The organism is Nocardioides gansuensis, assembly GCF_003076135.1.
Lineage (GTDB): Bacteria > Actinomycetota > Actinomycetes > Propionibacteriales > Nocardioidaceae > Nocardioides > Nocardioides gansuensis.
Genome location: NZ_QDGZ01000004.1, coordinates 98,499 through 117,283 on the forward strand (window position 1 = coordinate 98,499; position 18,785 = coordinate 117,283).

An 18,785-nucleotide genomic window follows, 5' to 3' on the forward strand; every position below is an offset into this window, starting at 1 on the left:
CCGGCACCCTATCCGCCCCTGCAGGGCCGCGACTGGGTAGCCGCTATCGTGGTCGGCGACAACAGCACAAGGAGGTCGCACACCAGTGAGCAGCCCCAGGCAGGACGCCATCCGGGACCGCATCGAGGCGGAGCTGGCCGGCCCCTTGACTGCCCTCGACCTCGACGTCGAGGCCGTGGAGATCACACCGGCCGGCAAGCGTCGCGTGCTGCGCGTCGCCGTCGACAAGGACGGGGGAGTGACGCTCGACGACGTCGCCGACGCGACGCGTGAGGTTGCCCGCGTGCTCGACGACTCCGATGTGATGGGCGAGATGCCCTACACCCTCGAGGTGACCTCGCGCGGGGTCGACCGCCCGCTCACCCTGCCCCGCCACTGGCGCCGCAACGCCGGCCGCCTGGTGAAGGCGACCCTTGCCGACGGCGAGCAGATCACCGGGCGCATCGGCGAGTCGACCGAGGAGCAGGTGACCCTGGACGTGGCCGGGACGCCGCGCGACGTGCGCTACGACGACGTCGCCAAGGCGCTGGTGCAGATCGAGTTCAACCGCAAGACCGAAACGAGCGAGGACGCCTGATGGACATCGACCTGAGCATCCTGAGGATGCTGGAGCGCGAGAAGGAGATCTCGTTCGACGTGCTCGTCGAGGCGATCGAGCAGGCGCTGCTCACGGCCTACCACAAGACACCCGGTGCCCAGGACCGGGCCCGCGTCGAGCTCGACCGCAAGACCGGGCACGTCCAGGTGCTGGCGGCCGAGCTGGACGCCGACGGCCAGGTGGTCGCGGAGTATGACGACACCCCCGAGGGCTTCGGCCGCATCGCTGCGACGACCGCGAAGCAGATCATGCTGCAGCGGCTCCGCGACGCCGAGGACGACATCAAGTTCGGGGAGTTCTCCGGCAAGGAGGGCGACATCGTCTCCGGCGTGATCCAGCAGGGTCGCAACCCGGACGACGTGATGGTCGACCTGGGCCGTCTCGAGGCCGTGCTGCCCAACGGCGAGCGGGTGCCGGGGGAGAAGTACGTCCACGGCGAGCGCATCAAGTGCCTGGTCGTCTCGGTCCGCAAGGGCATGCGCGGCCCGCAGGTCACGCTGTCGCGCAGCCACCCCACCCTGGTCAAGAAGCTCTTCGCACTCGAGGTGCCGGAGATCGCCGACGGCACCGTCGAGATTGCCGCGATCGCGCGCGAGGCAGGCCACCGCACCAAGATCGCGGTGCACTCGACCGTGCCCGGGGTCAACGCCAAGGGCGCGTGCATCGGCCCGATGGGCCAGCGGGTCCGCAACGTGATGGCGGAGCTGCACGGCGAGAAGATCGACATCGTCGACTGGTCGGAGGACCCGGCCGAGCTCGTCGCGCACGCCCTCTCGCCCGCCCGGGTGAGCTCGGTGGAGATCGTCGACCTGGCCGCGCGCTCCTGCCGCGTCGTCGTACCCGACTTCCAGCTCTCCCTGGCGATCGGCAAGGAGGGCCAGAACGCCCGCCTCGCCGCCCGGCTCACCGGCTGGCGCATCGACATCCGCTCCGACGAGGCCCCCGCCGAGTAGGAGGCGGAACCTCCGGATATCCCGTGATGTTGGCGGTTCGGGTTCGTTGCAACCCCTGAGAACCGCCACCAGCCCGCAACCCGCTCCGGGTGGTCACGCCCACGCCCAGCGCGGCGGCGACGATCTCCCCGGTCTGTACCGCCCTGGCCAGCGTGCTCGTCCAGAGGTGCGCGACCCGGGCGCCGGCCAGCTCGATGGCGAGGGCACGCGCCTGTTCGCGCCCGCGGGCGGTCAGCGACCCGCCCTCGTCGGCCCCATGCGAGGACTCGTACTCGGCCTCGCCGTGGCGTGCCAGCAGCAGGGTGGCCGCGCACTGCAGGTCGCTCATGGCCCTCAGGCCAGGCGCGCCAGCAACCCGGTTCGGGATTCGGGCTCCGACGCGATACAGTCTTCGTCGGTGGTCCCCTCCCGTCAGTCCAGCACGTCCGGCCCAGTCCGCACGTGCGTCGGTTGCCGGACGAGGGCCGCCAGGAGCGAGTTGTTGCGTGTGGTCGCAGGCTCGGGTCCCGATGGCCTGCCGGCCGTGGTGCCCGATCCGGGTCACACGGCACCCGGTCGGGGCGCACACCTGCACCCCACGTCCGAGTGCTATGAGCAAGCGGTGCGCAGACGCGCGTTCACCAGGGCCCTGCGGCTCTCGGAGGGCCTGCCGAGCACGCCGGTGGCCGACTACATCGCCTCGCTCCCGACCATGACACCGCACGACCGACCAGAAACTGGAGCACGCAGCTCATGAGCACTCGATGAGTACCTCGCGATGAGTTTGCACACCCACTAGCTGCTCCGTTTCCCCTCCTTCTGGGGCGACGGACCAGAAGGAGACATCTACACCGTGGCAAAGACCCGAGTCCACGAGCTCGCCAAGGAGTTCGGAGTCGAGAGCAAGTTCGTTCTCGAAAAGCTCAAGGAGATGGGGGAGTTCGTCAAGTCGGCATCGTCGACTGTCGAGCCCCCCGTCGAAATGCGCTTCAAGAAGCAGTACGGCGATGAGCTGAAGGCCGCCGCGTCGGCGACCCCCTCCGCCGACCAGTCCGCGGCGGCCGCGCCCGAGAAGCCGGCCCCCGCCCGCAAGGCGCCCGCCCCCAAGGCTCCGGCCGCGTCGGCTCCTGCCGAGGTCGCCCCTGCCGAGGCCGCCCCTGCCGAGGCCGTCCCTGCCGAGGCCGTCCCTGCCGAGGCTCCCGCCCCGGCCGCGCCCGAGGCACCCGCCGCCGCGACACCGACCGCCGCCCCGGCGGCCGGCCCGCGTCCGGGTCCGCGTCCCAGCCCGAAGCCGGCGGCCGAGCCCCCGGCTCCGCCTGCTCCCGAGGCGCCTGCCGCTCCGGCTGCTGCCGCCCCCAGGCCGGCCGCTCCCGGTCCCAAGCCCGCCACCCCGGCCCCGCGCCCGGTGGGCAAGCCAGGTGCGCCCCGCCCGGGCAACAACCCCTTCGCGTCCAGCCAGGGCATGGGTCGCCGTCCGGCGCCCGCCCCCGGCGGTGACGCCGCCGACACCCGCCCGCCGCGTCCCCCGGCCGCCCGTGAGGGTGGCGCCCAGGGTCGCCCGGGCATGCCGCGCCCCAACCCGGCGATGATGCCCAAGTCCCCGGCCGCCTTCGGCACGGGTCCGGGCGCTCGTTCCGGTGGGCCGGGTGGTCCCGGCCGTACCGGTGCCCCCGGTCGTCCCGGTGGTCCCGGGCGCGGTGCTCCCGGTCGCCCGGGCGCCGGTGCCGGTGCCCCCGGCCGCGGTGGCGCCCCCGGCGGTGCTCCCGGCGGCTTCGGTCCCAGTGGTGGTGGTGGCCGTCCCGGTGGCGGTGGCCGTCCCGGCCAGCGTGGCCAGACCCAGGGTGCCTTCGGTCGTCCCGGCGGTCCGTCGCGTCGAGGCCGCAAGTCCAAGCGGGCCCGTCGCCAGGAGTTCGAGGCCATGGAGGCCCCGACGATCGGCGGCGTGCGCGTCCGCAAGGGCAACGGCGAGACCGTCCGTCTTCCGCGTGGCGCGTCCCTGACCGACTTCGCCGAGAGGATCAACGTCGACGCAGCCGCCCTGGTGCAGATGCTGTTCTCGCTCGGCGAGATGGTGACGGCGACCCAGTCGGTCGGTGACGAGACCCTCCAGCTGCTCGGCGAGGAGCTCAACTACGTCGTCCAGGTCGTCTCCCCGGAGGACGAGGACCGCGAGCTGCTCGAGTCGTTCGACCTCGAGTTCGGCTCGGACGAGGGAGACGAGTCGGACCTCGCCGTGCGGCCCCCGGTCGTCACGGTCATGGGTCACGTGGACCACGGCAAGACCAAGCTCCTCGACGCGCTGCGCAACGCCAACGTCGTCGACAAGGAGGCCGGTGGCATCACCCAGCACATCGGTGCCTACCAGGTGGCCACCGAGGTCGACGGCCAGGAGCGTCGGATCACCTTCATCGACACCCCGGGTCACGAGGCGTTCACCGCCATGCGTGCCCGTGGTGCGCAGGCGACGGACATCGCGATCCTGGTGGTGGCGGCCGACGACGGCGTCATGCCCCAGACGGTCGAGGCGCTCAACCACGCCAAGGCCGCCGGTGTGCCGATCGTGGTCGCGGTCAACAAGATCGACAAGCCCGAGGCCGACCCGACCAAGGTCCGCGGCCAGCTGACCGAGTACGGCCTGGTCCCCGAGGAGTACGGCGGCGACGCGATGTTCGTCGACGTCTCCGCGAAGGCGGGCCTCAACCTCGACGGCCTGCTCGAGGCCGTCGTACTCACCGCTGACGCGTCGCTCGACCTGCGCGCCAACCCCGACCAGGACGCCCAGGGCCTCGTGGTCGAGGCGCACCTGGACCGCGGTCGCGGTCCGGTGGCGACGGTGCTGGTCCAGCGAGGCACGCTGCGCGTCGGCGACTCGATCGTCGCCGGCCCGGCCCACGGCCGTGTCCGCGCCATGCTCGACGAGCACGGCAACGAGATCGCCGAGGCCGACCCGGCCCGTCCCGCCATGGTGCTCGGCCTGAGCTCCGTGCCCGGTGCCGGCCAGAACTTCATCGTGGTCGAGGACGACCGGATGGCGCGCCAGATCGCGGAGAAGCGCGAGGCGCGCGAGCGTGCGGCCATGCAGGCCAAGCGCCGGGTCCGCCGCAGCCTCGAGGACTTCATGGCCTCCATGGAGAAGGGCGAGAGCCAGGAGCTCAACCTCATCCTCAAGGGCGACGTGTCCGGTTCGGTCGAGGCCCTCGAGGACGCCCTGTCGAAGATCGACGTGGGCGGCGACGAGGTCAGCATCCGGGTCATCGACCGCGGTGTCGGTGCGATCACCGAGACCAACGTCGACCTGGCTGCCGCCTCCGACGCGATCATCATCGGCTTCAACGTGCGCCCGCAGGGCAAGGCGACCGAGATGGCCGACCGCGAGGGCGTGGAGATCCGCTACTACTCGGTGATCTACCAGGCCATCGAGGAGATCGAGGCGGCCCTCAAGGGCATGCTCAAGCCCGAGTTCGAGGAGTCGGTCCTGGGCCAGGCGCAGATCCGCGAGATCTTCCGCTCGTCCAAGGCCGGCAACATCGCGGGCTGCATGGTCACCTCGGGTGTCCTCCGCCGCAACGCCAAGGTGCGCGTGCTCCGCGACGGGGCGGTCGTGGCGGACAACCTCGACCTGGCCTCGCTGCGCCGCGAGAAGGACGACGTGTCCGAGGTCCGCGAGGGCTTCGAGTGCGGTCTCGTCCTGCGGAACTTCCAGGACATCAAGATCGACGATGTCGTGGAGGCCTTCGAGATGCGCGAGATCCCGCGCAGCTGATCGCTGCCGCTGCAGCAACACCTCGGTGTGCAGATGAACCTGCACTTCCCCGGGTCTCCGGACCCGGGGAAGTGCAGGCTCGGCGACAGCTCATGGTGAAACGACACGGCAATCCTGAGAGAGTGAGCAACATGAGCAGCCCCCGGGTGCGCAAGATCGCGGACCGGATCCAGGTGATCGTGGCCGAGATGCTGGAGCGGCGCATCAAGGACCCCCGCCTCGGCTTCGTCACCGTCACCGACGTCCGGGTCACCGGAGACAGCCAGCAGGCGAGCATCTTCTACACCGTCCTCGGAGCGGAGGAGGAGGTGGCCAACACGGCTGCGGCCCTGGAGTCGGCCAAGGGGCTCATCCGGTCGGAGGTCGGCAAGCAGCTCGGCATGCGCCACGTCCCGACGCTGACCTTCATCCCCGACGCCCTGCCCGAGAGTGCCCGGCACCTCGACGAGGTGCTCGCCCGGGCCAAGGCGCTCGACGAGGAGGTCGCCTCGCAGCGCGTGGAGACCTACGCCGGGGAGCCCGACCCCTACAAGAAGCCCCGGGTCGTCGAGGACGACGAGGACTTCGACGACACCGACCACGACTGAGGTGTCCAGGCCTGACCCGGCGTCCTCCGGGCTCGTCGTCGTCGACAAGCCGGGAGGTACGACGTCGCACGGGGTCGTCGCGCGCGTGCGCCGACTCGCCGGCACCCGGAAGGTCGGCCACGCCGGCACCCTCGACCCGATGGCGACCGGCGTGCTGGTCGTCGGGCTGAACCGCGCCACCCGCCTCCTCGGTCACCTGATGCTGACGCAGAAGTCCTACGACGCGACCCTGCGCCTGGGCGCGTCGACCACCACGGACGACGCGGAGGGGGAGGTGGTCTCGACCGCCTCCCTGGAGGGTGTCACGGAGCAGCGCGTGCGTGACGTCCTCGCCTCGTTCGTGGGGGAGATCGACCAGGTGCCGACCGCTGTCTCCGCCATCAAGGTCGACGGCCAGCGGGCCTATGCCCGGGTCCGCGCCGGCGAGGAGGTCGAGCTCGCCGCCCGCCGCGTCACGATCCACGAGCTGGTCGTCCACGGGGTCTCGGCTCCGCACCCTGGAGCGAGCCGAGTCGGGATCGACCAGCATGGCCTGGACGTCCGGATCAGTGTCCGCTGCTCCAGCGGCACCTACATCCGGGCCATCGCCCGCGACCTCGGCACCGCACTCGGGGTGGGCGGCCACCTCACCGCGCTGCGGCGTACGGCCGTCGGCCCCTTCGACCTGTCGGTCGCACATACCCTCGACGAGCTCGCGGAGGACTTCCGGATGGTGTCGATCGCGTCGGCGGCGCGCGCCACCTTCCCGAGCGTCGACCTGGCCGAGGGGGACGCGGCCTCGGTGCGGGTCGGTCGAGCGCTCGACCTCGAGCTCCCGGGGACGGGAGAGCACGCCCTGTTCGCCCCGGACGGCGAGTTCCTCGCCCTCTACGCCTCCGACGGCCTGCGTGCCCGGCCCGTCGCGGTCTTCGTCGGCTGACGGCACCTGGGCACTGGTCTAGTCAGCCGCGGGCGATTTCAGGCGTTTCGCCCTCCTGGTGCTCCGGGCCGCGCCATAGTCCCGTGGACGGATCTCGGGACGAACGATTTTTCCAAGGAGCACCATGATCAAGCGCAAGCTCGGCGTGGTCGGGGCGAGCGTGCTGCTCGTCGCCACCGGCGCCACCACCATGACCGCGGAGGCCTCGGGCTCGGCGGCTGCCGCCAGCTCGGCTCTCGCCGGCACCGTCGCGGTGTCCATCGACGGCTCCAGGGTCATCACGATGCCGACGACGATCCAGCCGGGGGTCAACACCTTCTCGGTGAAGGTCGCCAAGCCCGGCTCGTTCCAGATCGCCCAGACGGCGCCCGGCTACACGACGGACATGGTCACGGCCGACATCGAGGCCGGTCTCGACAAGGGCGACGCGAAGGCCCAGAAGCGCTTCGAGGAGAACACGACGCTCCTCGGCGGCGTCACCGCCTTCCCGGGGACCACGGGCAAGCTGGTGGTGGACCTGCCGGCGGGCGACTACCTCGCCCTCGACACGTGGGGCAGGACGCCCAAGTTCACGTCGTTCACCGTGGCGGGCGCGGACACCGGTGCCACCGCTCCCTCGAGCAGGACGATCAAGGCCATCAAGGACGTCACGCTGGCCAAGAAGCCGGCGTCGATCCCGAACAAGGGCTGGCTGACGTTCAAGAACGCGTCGTCGCAGAACCACTTCCTGCTCGTCGTGGCCCTCAAGCCGGGGAAGACCTACAAGGACTTCCTCGCCTACGCGGACGGGCACTTCGAGGGCAAGCCCCCGGTGTCCTTCCAGAACGCGATGGAGGTCGGGGTGATCGACCCCGGCAAGAAGGCGACGGTCAAGTACAGGCTGCCCAAGGGCAAGTACGTGGCCATCTGCTTCTGGCCCGACGCCAACCAGGGCGGCATGCCGCACGCCATGATGGGCATGCACCGCGCACTGACCCTCAAGTGAGCACCCGCCAGGGCTCCCGCTCCCGCAGCCGTGCGGGTGCCGGGGGCCCTGGCCATTTCCGCCGATAGGCTGCGCCCGTGCAGATCTGGCGTTCCGTGGACGACGTGCCGACCGACCTCGGTCGCACCGTGGTGACGATCGGCAACTTCGACGGGGTGCACCTGGGCCACCAGCACGTGCTGCGGCGGGCCCGCGAGACCGCGGGCGAGGTCGGGGTGGACACCGTCGTCGTGGTGACCTTCGACCCCCACCCGATCGCGGTGCTGCGGCCCGAGCACGCGCCTCCCACGCTCACCTCGCTGGAGACCCGCGCCCGCCTGCTGGCCGGGTGCGGTGCCGACGCGGTGCTCGTGATCCCGTTCAGTCGGGAGATCGCTGCCTGGACGCCCGAGGAGTTCGTCGACCGGGTGATCGTGTCCGCACTCCACGCGCGTGCGGTCGTGGTCGGTGCCAACTTCCGGTTCGGCGCCCGCGCCGCCGGCGACGTCGCGTTCCTCGCCGAGCAGGGCGAGGCGAAGGGCTTCGGCGTCGAGGGCATCGCGCTCGACGGCGGCCCGCAGGTCTGGAGCTCGACCTACGTCCGCCAGTGCCTGGCGATGGGCGACGTGGCGGGCGCCGCCGAGGCGCTCGGCCGGCCGTTCACGGTGCGCGGCGAGGTCGTCAAGGGCGACCAGCGCGGCCGCGAGCTCGGCTTCCCGACCGCCAACGTGCCGACGCCGGCCCACGAGGCCGCGCCGGCCGACGGCGTCTACGCCGGCTGGCTGACGCGGCTCGACACCGGGGAGCGCTTCCCGGCCGCGATCTCGGTGGGGACCAACCCCACCTTCGACGGCGAGCGCGAGCGCCGGGTCGAGTCCTACGTGCTCGACCGCGACGACCTCGAGCTCTACGGCGTCCCGGTCGAGGTCGCCTTCGTGGAGCGGCTGCGCGGCATGGTGAAGTTCGAGGGCGTCGACGCGCTCGTGGAGACCATGCACGACGACGTACGCCGCGCACGCGAGCTCCTTGGATGACCGACCGCCTGGCACCCCCGGAGGCCGAAGCGTGGTTCCTGGCGCACGGGCTGCCCTACTTCGTCGACCCGATCCGCGAGAAGGTCGGCCATCGGCTCTCCCGGCCGCGACTGCTCCTCGTCGCGCTGGTCGGGCTGGCCGTGGCGGTCCCCGCCGGCATCGCCGCGGGCTGGTGGCTCGGCCTGCCCTCGGTCGGCATCGCCACCGGCGTCACGGTGCTGCTCCTCGTGGCGGCCCTCTACGCCGCCCGTGCGCTGCGCGCCGACCTGATCGCCGGCTGGGCGCTGCGCCGCACCTTCGCCAGCCTCGGGCTGCTCTTTCCCCTCGCGACTCGCGCGCTGCCGATGCTGCTGCTCTTCGTCACCTTCCTCTTCATCAACACCGAGGTCTGGATGGTGGCGTCGTCCCTCGACGGTGGCGTGCTCTGGGGCGCGGTGATGCTCTTCGCCGCGATGGCGTGCGGCTTCCTCGTGGTGCGGCTCGTGGAGGAGCTGGACCAGCTCGATGACGAGGTCGGCCGCGCCGAGCTCGGTCCCCGGGCCGACGTCGTGGGCCTGCAGAAGGCCAACCTCGTGCTGGTCCTGTTGATCACCCAGGCCGTGCAGGTGCTCCTCCTGGCCCTGGCCGTCTTCGGGTTCTTCCTCGTCTTCGGTGCCGTCGCCATGAAGGACGAGGTCGTCGAGGCCTGGATCGGCGTGCCGCCGACCTATCCCTGGGGTGTCGGGCCGGTGAGCCGCGAGCTCGTCCAGGTCTCCACCTTCCTGGCGGGCTTCAGCGGGCTCTACTTCGCGGTCTACGCCGTGACGGACCAGCACTACCGCCGGCAGTTCTTCTCCGAGGTGCTCGGCGAGCTCGAGCAGGCGCTCCGCGTCCGGGTCGGCTACCTGCTCGACCGCGACTGATCGTCGTACGAACGCGACGCCCGGTGTCCGTCGACCGACCCTGCCACCGCGCGACACGCCCGAGAACGACCTACGGACGGTGACCCGAGGGTCACCGTCCGTAGGCCGTTGCGGAGTGGGGAGGCGTCAGACCGCGTCCAGGTCCTGCTCGACCATGGCCGCGATCGCGTCGACCGCCGCCTGGTCCTCGCCCGCGACCTCCACGGTGTCGCCGTTGCCGGCCCCGAGGGTCATGATCATCAGGGACGAGCTGGCGTCGACCCCGTTGATGGTGACCTCGGAGCCGAGCTCGCCGGCCTTCTCGGCGATCAGGGCGGCGGGGCGGGCGTGGAGGCCGACGGCGGAGCCGACGACGACGGACTTGCTGGGCATGGATGCTCCTTCGTGGTGGGTCGGGTGCGAGGGCAGACTCAGACGATGGCGACGTCGGCGTCGCTGGGGGCCATGCTCTTGAGCCCCACGACGAGGGCGGCGGAGACGAGCGTCCCGGCCACCAGGGCGATCAGGAAGCCGAGGATGTTGCTCACGGCGAAGAGCACGAAGATGCCACCGTGCGGCGCCCGCAGGCTGACATCGAGGCCCATGGCCAGGGCGCCGGTGACGGCACTACCCGCCATGATCGACGGGATCACGCGCAGCGGGTCGGCCGCGGCGAACGGGATGGCACCCTCGGTGATGAAGGACGCGCCCATCAGCCAGGCGGCCTTGCCGTTCTCCCGCTCGGCCGCGTTGAAGAGGCCGGGCCGTACGACGGTCGCCAGCGCCAGCGCGAGCGGCGGGACCATGCCGGCGAGCATGACGGCGGCCATCACCCTGAGCTCGGGAGCGTCCGTCGCGGTGGCGGCTGCCCCGAGGCCGGCGGTGGCGAAGGCGTAGGCGGTCTTGTTGAGCGGGCCGCCCATGTCGAAGGCCATCATCAGGCCGAGCACGATGCCGAGGACTACCGCCGAGCCGCCCTGGAGGCTGTTGAGGCCGTCCGACAGGTTCGACATCAAGCTGGCCAGCGGCTTGCCGAGGACCACGATCATCACAAAGCCGGAGATCAGGGTGGCCAGCAGCGGGATCACCAGGACGGGCATCAGCCCGCGGCCCCAGGTGGGCACCTTCCACGACGCGACCCAGTGCGCGGCGAGTCCGGCGAGGACGCCGCCGATGATGCCGCCGAGGAAGCCTGAGTTGATGAAGCCTGCGACGGCGCCCATCACGAAGCCGGGCGCAATGCCCGGCCGGTCGGCGATGGCGTAGGCGATGTAGCCGGCCAGGGCGGGGACCAGGAAGCTGAAGGCCAGCGCGCCGATCTTGAAGAGCACTGCGCCGAAGTACGCCAGGAAGGCACTGTCGAACATCGCGTGGTCGAGGGCCGGATCCTGGAAGTCCGCGAGGTTCGGCGGGTTGAAGAGGGTGCTGTCGGCCAGCACCGCGTCGGCGTGGTTGGCGATCTCGTAGCCGCCGAACAGGAAGCCCAGGGCGATGAGCAGGCCGCCGGCCGCGACGAACGGGATCATGTAGGAGACGCCGGTCATCAGCACGCGGCGGATGCGGCCGCCCCACGACTCCGAGCCGGCGGCGCCCGTCTGGGCGGCACCGGCGGTGCCCTCGACGCGCGGGGCGTTGGGGTCGTCGGCGTAGCGGAGGGCCTCGGAGATCATCGTGTCGGCGTCGTCGATCGGGCGCTTCACGCCCGACGTCACCATCGGCTTGCCGGCGAAGCGGTGGCGGTCACGCACGCCCACGTCGACGGCGAAGATCACCGCGGAGGCGGCCGCGATGGTGTCGTGGGAGAGCGGCGTGGAGCCGGCCGAGCCCTGTGTCTCGACGGAGATGTCCACTCCGGCCCGCTCGGCCGCTGCCTCGAGCGCCTCGGCCGCCATGTAGGTGTGCGCGATGCCGGTGGGGCAGGCGGTGACGGCGACGAGCGAGCGACCGGCGGCAGGTACGGCGGTCGCGGCAGGCGCCGCGTCGGCGGACTGTGTGGCCGCCGCGGACGCGGCGACGGGGGTCGCCCCGACGGCGGCCGCTGCAGGGGCCGGGGGAGCGGCCTGGGCGGGGGCGGGCACGTCGAGCGCCTGGTTGATGAGCTCGACGACCTCCTCCGCGGTCTCGGCGGCGCGGAGCGAGTCGGTGAAGGCAGGCTTGACCAGTGACCGCGCGAGCTTGGTGAGGAGCTGCAGGTGGGTCGCGTCCCCGCCGGCCGGCGCGGCGATCAGGAAGGCGAGGTCGGCCTCCCCGTCCTTGGCGCCGAAGTCGACCGGCGGCCGGAGACGAGCGAAGGCCAGGGTGGGCTCGTCGACGCCGGCGGTGCGGCAGTGCGGGATCGCGATGCCGCCCGGCAGGCCGGTCGGCGACGTGCTCTCCCGGGCCAGGGCGTCGTCGACGAGCTGCTGCACGTCGGTGGCGCGCCCGGCTTCGCCGACGATCCCGGCCAGCGCCCGGATCACGTCGTGCTTGTCGGTGCCGAGGTCCGCGTCCAGGCGGACCAGCGGTGTGGTGATCAGATTTGTCATGAAGTGCCTCCCAGGGCGGTGACGGCGACGAGCTCGGTGCGGAGGTGTCCGGGCTCGGGGATCGTGGTGCCGGGCAGTGAGGCAGCGGCGCTGCCGTAAGCCACGGCGAGGGCGAGGCGTTCGGGGGCCGGCAGCCCCCGGATGTCGCCGAGGATGTAGCCGAAGAGGCTCGAGTCACCGGCCCCGACGGTGCTCACCACGGTGGTGGGCGGGGGAGCCGCGTGCCAGGCCCCCTCGGCGGTGACCAGGACGGCCCCGTGGGCGCCGAGGGTGGCGAGCACGGCGCGGACACCCCGGTCCACGAGCGTGCGGGCGGCCTCGGCGGCCTTGGCGGGGTCGGACTCCAGCTCCTCGGGGTCGCCCCCGGTGAAGGAGGCGAGCTCGTCCCCGTTGGGCTTCATCAGGTCGGGGGCGGACTCGGGCAGCGCGTCGACCAGGGCCCGCAGCGGAGCCTCGCTGGTGTCGACGGCGACCTGCCGGGCGACGCCGCGCAGGCGGCGTACGACGTCGGCGTAGAAAGTGGAAGGCGCGCCGGCGGGGAGCGACCCGGCCAGCACCGTCCAGTCGCTGGTGGCGGCGCGGGCGACGAGGGCGTCGGCCATGTCCTCGAGGTGCTGGGCGCCGACCGTCGCGCCGGGGGAGTTGAGCTTGGTGGTGGTGCCGTCGGGCTCGGTGATGGCGACGTTGACCCGGACCTGGCCCGCGGGGCGCACGGGCCGGCAGTCGATGCCCGCTGCGAGGAGCTCGATCACGAAGGGGTCGTCCTTGGCGGCGGGGACGATCGCGACCGTCGGGATGCCCGCGCTGACCGACGCCCGGGAGATGTTCACTCCCTTGCCGCCGGCCTGCGAGATGACGGCGTCGGCGCGCTGCACCTGCCCGCGCGAGAGCCCGCCCGCGAGGGCGATCGTCTGGTCGACGCTGGGGTTGGGCGTGAGAGTCAGGATCATGCGACGACCACCTCGACCCCTGCCTTCTCGAGAGCGCGGCGATCGGCAGGGTCGATCCCGTCGTCGGTGACGAGCACGTCGATGTCCGCCAGGGTGGCGAACCGGAGCTGGGTCTCGATGCCGATCTTGCTCGAGTCGGCAAGCACGACGGTGAGCCGCGCGCAGCCCGCGATGGCCCGCTTGGTGGCGGCCTCATCACGGTCGGGTGTGGTCAGCCCGTGCTCGAGGCTGATCCCGTTGGTGGCGAGGAAGGCGACGTCCGCGCGCAGCTCGGCGAGGGCGGCCACGGTGTCGGCGCCGACGGCGGCGTGCGTCGTGGGGCGCACCCGGCCGGGCAGCAGGTAGAGGTCGATCTGCGGGTGGCCCGCGATCCGGGCGGCGACCGGCACCGCATGGGTGACGACGGTGAGCCGGTGCTCGCGGGGGAGCAGGGCAGCGAAGCGGGCGGTGGTGGAGCCGGCGTCGAGGACGATCATCGACCCGGCCGGCGGGAGCAGCTCCAGGGCGGCGGCGGCGATGGCGTCCTTGGCCGCGGTGTTGGCCTGGTCGCGCTCACCGAGCCCGGTCTCCAGGACGGTGAGCGAGCCCGCGGGCACGGCGCCGCCGTGGACCCGGCGCACCAGGCCCAGGCGCTCGAGGGAGGAGAGGTCGCGGCGGACGGTCTCCGTGGTGACGGCGAACTCCTCCGCGAGGCGGGCGACCGAGAGGCGTCCCTGCTGGCCGACGAGCTGGGCGATGGCCTGCTGACGTTCCTCTGCGTACATGCCTGCCTCCCCTCGACGCGATCTGTGTATGTGTTGTTTTAGTCCCGAATGTGTTCGCTTGTCAAGACGTTGCTGAGACAGGCATCACACAGCATGCACTAGGTTTGCCTCCATGAGCGCGACTGAAACGGCTTCATCCGACACGGTCCTGCGCGGCACCCCGGTCGTTCCGGGCGTGGCGGCAGGCCCCGCCCTGCTCGTGCGTGGCGAGGTCTCGCCCGAGGCGATCGCGCGTTTCGGGGACGGCGGCTTCGCCGACGCGGACGCGGCCCTCGCGGCGTACGACGAGGCGGTCGAGGCCGTCGCGGCGAGCTTCGCACGCAAGGCCGAGGCGGCCCACGGCGCCGCCGCGGAGGTGCTGACCGCGAGTGCCGGGCTGGCCCGCGACAAAGGGCTGCGCGGCTCTGTCGCGAAGGCGTTGGCCGGCGGCACGGGCCTCGTCGCCTCGGTGCAGGGAGCGGTCGAGCAGTTCGTCACGATCTTCACCTCGATGGGCGGCCTGATGGCCGAGCGGGTCACCGACCTGCAGGACATCGAGCGTCGCGTGGTCGCCTACCTGGTCGGCGAGCCGGAGCCCGGGGTGCCGACGCCGTCCGAGCCGTCGGTGCTGGTGGCCGAGGACCTCGCTCCCAGCGACACCTCGGGACTCGACCCCGAGCTGGTCACCGGGCTCGTCACCGAGCGTGGCGGGGCGACGAGCCATACCGCGATCATCGCCCGGCAGCTCGGCATCCCCTGTGTGGTGGGTGCGGCGGGCGTCACCGCGATCGAGGCCGGCACCTTCCTCGTCCTCGACGGCGAGACGGGCGAGCTGCGTCTCGGGGTCGACCCCGCCGAGGCTGCGCGCCTCGTCGCGGACAGCAAGGCGGCCCGGGAGGCGCTCGCGTCCTGGAGCGGCCCCGCGGCCACCGCGGACGGCACCCCCGTCAAGCTGCTCGCCAACGTCGCCGACGGGCCTTCCGCCGAGCAGGCTGGCCCCGAGCCGGTCCAGGGCGTGGGCCTGTTCCGCACGGAGCTGTGCTTCCTCAACCGCAAGGACGAGCCGTCGGTGGAGGAGCAGGCGGACATCTACTCGTCGGTGCTCGCGCCCTACTCCGACGACCGCTACGTCGTCGTCCGCACGCTCGACGCGGGCTCCGACAAGCCGATCGCCTTCGCGACCCTCGAGGGCGAGGAGAACCCCGCCCTCGGCGTTCGGGGCCTCCGGCTCTCCTTCAGCAACCCCGGCCTGATGGACCGGCAGCTCGACGGGATCAAGCTGGCCGCCGAGCGCACCGGCACCGAGACCTGGGTGATGGCGCCGATGGTCGCGACCGTGGCCGAGGCCGCTGACTTCGCCGGGAAGGTGCGCGCCCGCGGGCTCAAGCCCGGCGTGATGGTGGAGATCCCCAGCGCGGCGCTGCTCGCCCACCAGATGCTCGAGGTGGTCGACTTCCTCTCGATCGGCACCAACGACCTCACGCAGTACACGATGGCCGCCGACCGGATGGCCACCGACCTGGCCCACCTCACCGACCCGTGGCAGCCGGCCGTCCTGCAGCTCATCGCGATCACGGCGGAGGCCGGCAAGCAGGCCGGCAAGCCGGTCGGGGTGTGCGGCGAGGCGGCGGCTGACCCGCTGCTCGCCCTCGCGCTGGTCGGCATGGGCATCTCCTCGCTGTCGATGGCTGCCAAGGCCGTCCGCCCGGTGGGCGCGGCGATCTCGCGGGCCAGCATGGACGTCTGCGAGCAGGCGGCCGAAGCGGCGCTGTCGGCGAAGGACCCGATGGCCGCGCGTGACGCGGTGCGCGCCCTCCTGTCCTGACGCCGGCCGGGGAGGCGGTCAGACCTCCACGGTGACCGGCACGCCGCTGAACGCGGCGTTGCCGGAGACGTCGAGGCGCTCGGGGTCGGTGAGGTCGTTGATCGAGACCCCGGGCAGCTGGCTCGCGCGCGAGAGACGTACGCCGCTGCGCCCGTGGCCGTAGCCGTGGGGGAGGCTCACCACACCCGGCATCACGTCGTCGGTGCCGAGCACCTCGACCTTCACCGAGCCGACCCGGGACGTCACCGTCACGGTCTCCCCGTCCCGGAGGGCGCGCGCCGCCATGTCCTCGGGATGCATGAGCAGGTGGTGGCGCGCCCTGCCCTTGGTCAGCAGCTCGGCGTTGTGCAGCCAGGAGTTGCAGTCCTTCTGGTGGCGACGCCCGATGAGCAGCAGCTGGCCGGCCTCGGGCGGGGTGACCGCCTCCAGCCGGGCGAGGTCGTCGAGCACCAGCTGCGGGGCGAGGTCGACCGTGCCGGTCGGCGTCTGCAGGCGGCCGGGCAGGAGGCCCGCCTCCAGCGGCCCGAGGTCCACGCCTTGCGGGTGGGCGCGCAGCTGCTTCATCGTCGTCCGACCCGTGCGCCTGAGCAGCAGGGCGACCAGGGTGGTCGGGCTGGGCGTCATCCGGGCCCGCAGCAGGAGCCTCTTCTTCAGGGGCGGCTTGCTGGCGAGGCGAGCGACGGTGCGGAGGGCGAGCTCGCGGTAGATCTCCCAGTCGTGGCGGGCGTCCGCCGGCTTGGGGAACACGGCGGGCGTGAAGCGCGCCGTGTTGCGCACGGCGAAGACGTGGAACACCAGGTCGTAGTGGTCCCGCTCGAGGGCCGAGGTGGGCGGCAGGATCACGTCGGCGTGCCGGGTGGTCTCGTTGAGGTAGATGTCGACGGCCGCCATGAAGTCGAGCCCCGCGAACGCGCGGTCCAGGGCAGCTCCGTCCGGGGTCGACAGCACCGGGTTGCCGCTGAGCGTGAGCATCGCGCGGACCTGGCCCTTGCCGGGCGTCTCGATCTCCTCCCGCAGCGCCGCCACCGGCAGCTCGCCGGCCGTCTCGGGGAGGCCGCGGACCCGTGAGTGCCAGGCGCCGTGGTGACCCCGGCCGATCTGCCCCGTTCCGACGATGTCGATCGCGGGGGAGGTGAACATCGCCCCGCCCTCCCGGTCGAGGTTGCCGGTGAGGATGTTGAGCAGGTTGACCGCCCACTGGCAGACCGTCCCGAACTCGTGGGTCGAGACCCCCACCCGTCCGTAGGCCACGGCGGACTCCGCGGTGGCGAGCTCCAGGGCGATCGAGGTGATCACCGCGGCAGGCAGTCCGCTGACGGCCTCGGCCCGCTCGGGTGTGAAGGGCGCGACCGCACGCTCCACGGCGTCCAGCCCCGCGGCGTACTCGGGTGCCACGGCGAGCCCGTCGGCGACGAGGACGTTGAGCATCGCCAGCAGCACCCAGGCGTCGGTGCCGGGACGGACGAAGTGGTGCTCGGTCGCGACCTTCGCGGTCTCGGTGCGTCGCGGGTCGAGCACGACCATCCGGCCGCCGCGGCGCTTGAGCTCGCGGATGCGCCGCGGGAAGTCGGGGACGGTCATCAGGGAGCCGTTGCTGGCCATCGGGTTGGCGCCGATGACGAGGAAGTAGTCGGTGCGGTCGAGGTCGGGGATCGGCAGCAACAGCTGGTGGCCGAACATCAGGTGGGCCATCAGCTGGTGGGGCAGCTGGTCGACCGAGGTGGCGCTGAAGGTGTTGCGGCTCCGCAGCGCCTTCACCAGCGCGAGGCCGTGGGTCATCGAGCCGAGGCTGTGCACGTTGGGGTTGCCCAGGTAGATCCCGACGCCGTCCCGGCCGTGCTGGTCGATGGTGCGGGCGAGCCCGTCGGCCACGAGGTCGAACGCCTCGTCCCAGCCGATCTCGCTCCACTCACCCGTCCGCCGGTCGCGGCGGACCGGGCGGCGCAGGCGGTCGGGGTCGGCGTGGATCTCGCCGATCGCCACGCCCTTGGGGCACACGTGCCCGCGCGAGAGGGGATCGTCGGCGTTGCCGCGTACGCCGGTCACCCGGCCGTCGCTGAGCGTGAGCTCCAGCCCGCAGATGGCCTCGCACAGGTTGCACACGCCGAGGCGCCGCTCTTCGCTCATCCGGGCATCGTGGCAGACGGGGGGCACGTTCGGGAGGTCCCGGGCTGGCGACCGACGGGAGAGGCGCTGATCACACCGGTGTGGTCCGGTCGGGGTGAGCGGGTACCGGGGGTCGGACACACCCGCTCACCCTGACTGGAGGCCTCCATGGGCTACGGACTCGGCGTCACCCTGCTGACCATCGGCCTGATCCTCGCGCTTGCCGTGCGGGACGCGGTCGACGCCATCGACCTCACCACTGTGGGCTGGATTCTGGTACTCGCCGGGCTCATCGTCCTCGCCATCACGGCGTTCCAGGTCAACTCCCGGCGCCGCCGCACCTCCGTGGCGACCACCACCGACCCCTACGGTCGCCAGGCCACCACGGAGCGCCGCACCGAGACGGACCCGCCGCCCCCGCCGGCTGTCTGATTCGCGTTCGCCGCGCCGACGACCACGCGGCGTACGGGCCCCTCCCCAGCGTTTTGGGGAGGGGCGTCGTGCGCTGATAGATTCTCCCGGTTGCCGTGTAACGGCCGCGGATCAAGAGTGCCCCGGTGAACAGGCCCGGGCGCGCCGCGCAACGAGAACCGAAGAGGAGCCTTCATGTCGATCGGAACCGACGCGGAGACCAAGAAGAAGATCATCGCCGAGTACGCCACGACCGAGGGCGACACCGGTTCACCCGAGGTGCAGATCGCGCTGCTCAGCCACCGCATCAGCCACCTCACCGAGCACCTCAAGCAGCACAAGCACGACCACCACAGCCGTCGTGGCCTGCTGCTCCTCGTGGGCCAGCGTCGTCGCCTGCTGAACTACCTGCAGAAGACGGAGATCGAGCGCTACCGCTCGATCGTCGAGCGCCTCGGCCTGCGTCGCTGACTCGTGCGAAGGCGGTTCTCCCTGACGGGGGGAGCCGCCTTCGTTCACATCGGGGCCTCAGTCGCTAGGCTCGGAC

Annotated in this window: 18 protein-coding genes; 12 read left to right on the forward strand and 6 right to left on the reverse strand. The window is 72.0% G+C overall.

Features of this window, described 5'->3' with window-relative positions; genetic code table 11:
* Window positions 1–85: 85 nt before the first annotated feature.
* Complete coding sequence (gene rimP, locus DDE18_RS09985) at window positions 86–577, forward strand: ribosome maturation factor RimP (protein WP_116572119.1); 492 nt, start codon at window positions 86–88, stop codon at window positions 575–577.
* Window positions 577–1,551 (forward strand): transcription termination factor NusA, encoded by a 975-nt coding sequence (nusA, locus tag DDE18_RS09990; RefSeq protein ID WP_116572120.1) that lies wholly within the window; start codon window positions 577–579, stop codon window positions 1,549–1,551. The genes rimP and nusA overlap by 1 nt, the downstream gene beginning before the upstream one ends.
* Here the strand turns inward: nusA and DDE18_RS09995 are convergent.
* Window positions 1,502–1,879 (reverse strand): histidine phosphatase family protein, encoded by a 378-nt coding sequence (locus tag DDE18_RS09995; protein ID WP_116572121.1) that lies wholly within the window; start codon window positions 1,877–1,879, stop codon window positions 1,502–1,504. The genes nusA and DDE18_RS09995 overlap by 50 nt on opposite strands.
* Here DDE18_RS09995 and DDE18_RS10000 point away from each other — a divergent pair.
* The 7 genes from DDE18_RS10000 (at window position 1,808) to DDE18_RS10030 (ending at window position 9,699) form a co-directional block, all read left to right on the forward strand.
* Window positions 1,808–2,287 (forward strand): YlxR family protein, encoded by a 480-nt coding sequence (locus DDE18_RS10000; RefSeq protein ID WP_116572461.1) that lies wholly within the window; start codon window positions 1,808–1,810, stop codon window positions 2,285–2,287. The two genes, DDE18_RS09995 and DDE18_RS10000, sit on opposite strands and share 72 nt — an antisense overlap.
* 96 nt (window positions 2,288–2,383) lie before the next feature.
* Window positions 2,384–5,293, forward strand: a complete 2,910-nt coding sequence (gene infB, locus DDE18_RS10005; protein WP_116572122.1) for a translation initiation factor IF-2 — start codon at window positions 2,384–2,386, stop codon at window positions 5,291–5,293.
* Between the two features lie 131 nt (window positions 5,294–5,424).
* Complete coding sequence (rbfA, locus tag DDE18_RS10010) at window positions 5,425–5,880, forward strand: 30S ribosome-binding factor RbfA (protein WP_116572123.1); 456 nt, start codon at window positions 5,425–5,427, stop codon at window positions 5,878–5,880.
* Between the two features lies 1 nt (window position 5,881).
* Window positions 5,882–6,799, forward strand: coding sequence for a tRNA pseudouridine(55) synthase TruB (truB, locus tag DDE18_RS10015; RefSeq protein ID WP_116572124.1), 918 nt, complete (start codon window positions 5,882–5,884; stop codon window positions 6,797–6,799).
* A 124-nt stretch (window positions 6,800–6,923) separates the two neighbouring features.
* The gene (locus DDE18_RS10020) at window positions 6,924–7,784 is read left to right on the forward strand and encodes a hypothetical protein (RefSeq protein WP_116572125.1); all 861 of its coding nucleotides are present in this window, start codon (window positions 6,924–6,926) and stop codon (window positions 7,782–7,784) included.
* Window positions 7,785–7,861: 77 nt separating this feature from the next.
* Window positions 7,862–8,797, forward strand: a complete 936-nt coding sequence (locus DDE18_RS10025) for a bifunctional riboflavin kinase/FAD synthetase (RefSeq protein WP_116572126.1) — start codon at window positions 7,862–7,864, stop codon at window positions 8,795–8,797.
* The gene (locus DDE18_RS10030) at window positions 8,794–9,699 is read left to right on the forward strand and encodes a hypothetical protein (protein ID WP_116572127.1); all 906 of its coding nucleotides are present in this window, start codon (window positions 8,794–8,796) and stop codon (window positions 9,697–9,699) included. Before DDE18_RS10025 ends, DDE18_RS10030 begins: the two co-directional genes overlap by 4 nt.
* A 126-nt stretch (window positions 9,700–9,825) precedes the next feature.
* On the opposite strand, the gene DDE18_RS10035 is transcribed toward DDE18_RS10030, so the two are convergent.
* Genes DDE18_RS10035 through DDE18_RS10050 form a run of 4 tightly spaced genes read right to left on the reverse strand, consistent with a single transcriptional unit; the run spans window position 9,826 to window position 13,917 of the window.
* Window positions 9,826–10,071, reverse strand: coding sequence for an HPr family phosphocarrier protein (locus DDE18_RS10035; RefSeq protein ID WP_116572128.1), 246 nt, complete (start codon window positions 10,069–10,071; stop codon window positions 9,826–9,828).
* 38 nt (window positions 10,072–10,109) lie between these two features.
* The gene (locus DDE18_RS10040) at window positions 10,110–12,203 is read right to left on the reverse strand and encodes a PTS fructose transporter subunit IIABC (RefSeq protein ID WP_116572129.1); all 2,094 of its coding nucleotides are present in this window, start codon (window positions 12,201–12,203) and stop codon (window positions 10,110–10,112) included.
* Entirely contained in the window at window positions 12,200–13,153 is a 954-nt protein-coding gene (locus DDE18_RS10045; RefSeq protein WP_116572130.1) for a 1-phosphofructokinase family hexose kinase, read from the reverse strand. The genes DDE18_RS10040 and DDE18_RS10045 overlap by 4 nt, the downstream gene beginning before the upstream one ends.
* Complete coding sequence (locus tag DDE18_RS10050) at window positions 13,150–13,917, reverse strand: DeoR/GlpR family DNA-binding transcription regulator (RefSeq protein WP_116572131.1); 768 nt, start codon at window positions 13,915–13,917, stop codon at window positions 13,150–13,152. The genes DDE18_RS10045 and DDE18_RS10050 overlap by 4 nt, the downstream gene beginning before the upstream one ends.
* 112 nt (window positions 13,918–14,029) lie before the next feature.
* On the opposite strand from DDE18_RS10050, the gene ptsP reads away from it, so the two are divergent.
* Entirely contained in the window at window positions 14,030–15,721 is a 1,692-nt protein-coding gene (ptsP, locus tag DDE18_RS10055; protein WP_116572132.1) for a phosphoenolpyruvate--protein phosphotransferase, read from the forward strand.
* A gap of 18 nt (window positions 15,722–15,739) precedes the next feature.
* Here ptsP and DDE18_RS10060 read toward each other — a convergent pair whose 3' ends face one another.
* Window positions 15,740–17,848: a molybdopterin-dependent oxidoreductase gene (locus DDE18_RS10060; protein WP_116572133.1), complete on the reverse strand. Its 2,109-nt coding sequence runs from the start codon at window positions 17,846–17,848 to the stop codon at window positions 15,740–15,742.
* A 147-nt stretch (window positions 17,849–17,995) separates the two neighbouring features.
* Between DDE18_RS10060 and DDE18_RS10065 the strand changes: the two genes are divergently transcribed.
* Together DDE18_RS10065 and rpsO are read left to right on the forward strand one after the other, a co-directional pair.
* Window positions 17,996–18,259 carry a DUF6458 family protein gene (locus DDE18_RS10065; protein WP_116572134.1) on the forward strand — a complete coding sequence of 88 codons (264 nt, stop codon included), beginning with the start codon at window positions 17,996–17,998 and terminating at the stop codon, window positions 18,257–18,259.
* Window positions 18,260–18,433: 174 nt separating this feature from the next.
* On the forward strand, window positions 18,434–18,709 hold the full coding sequence (gene rpsO, locus DDE18_RS10070; protein ID WP_116572135.1) for a 30S ribosomal protein S15: 276 nt from the start codon (window positions 18,434–18,436) through the stop codon (window positions 18,707–18,709).
* The last annotated feature ends 76 nt before the right edge of the window (window positions 18,710–18,785 follow it).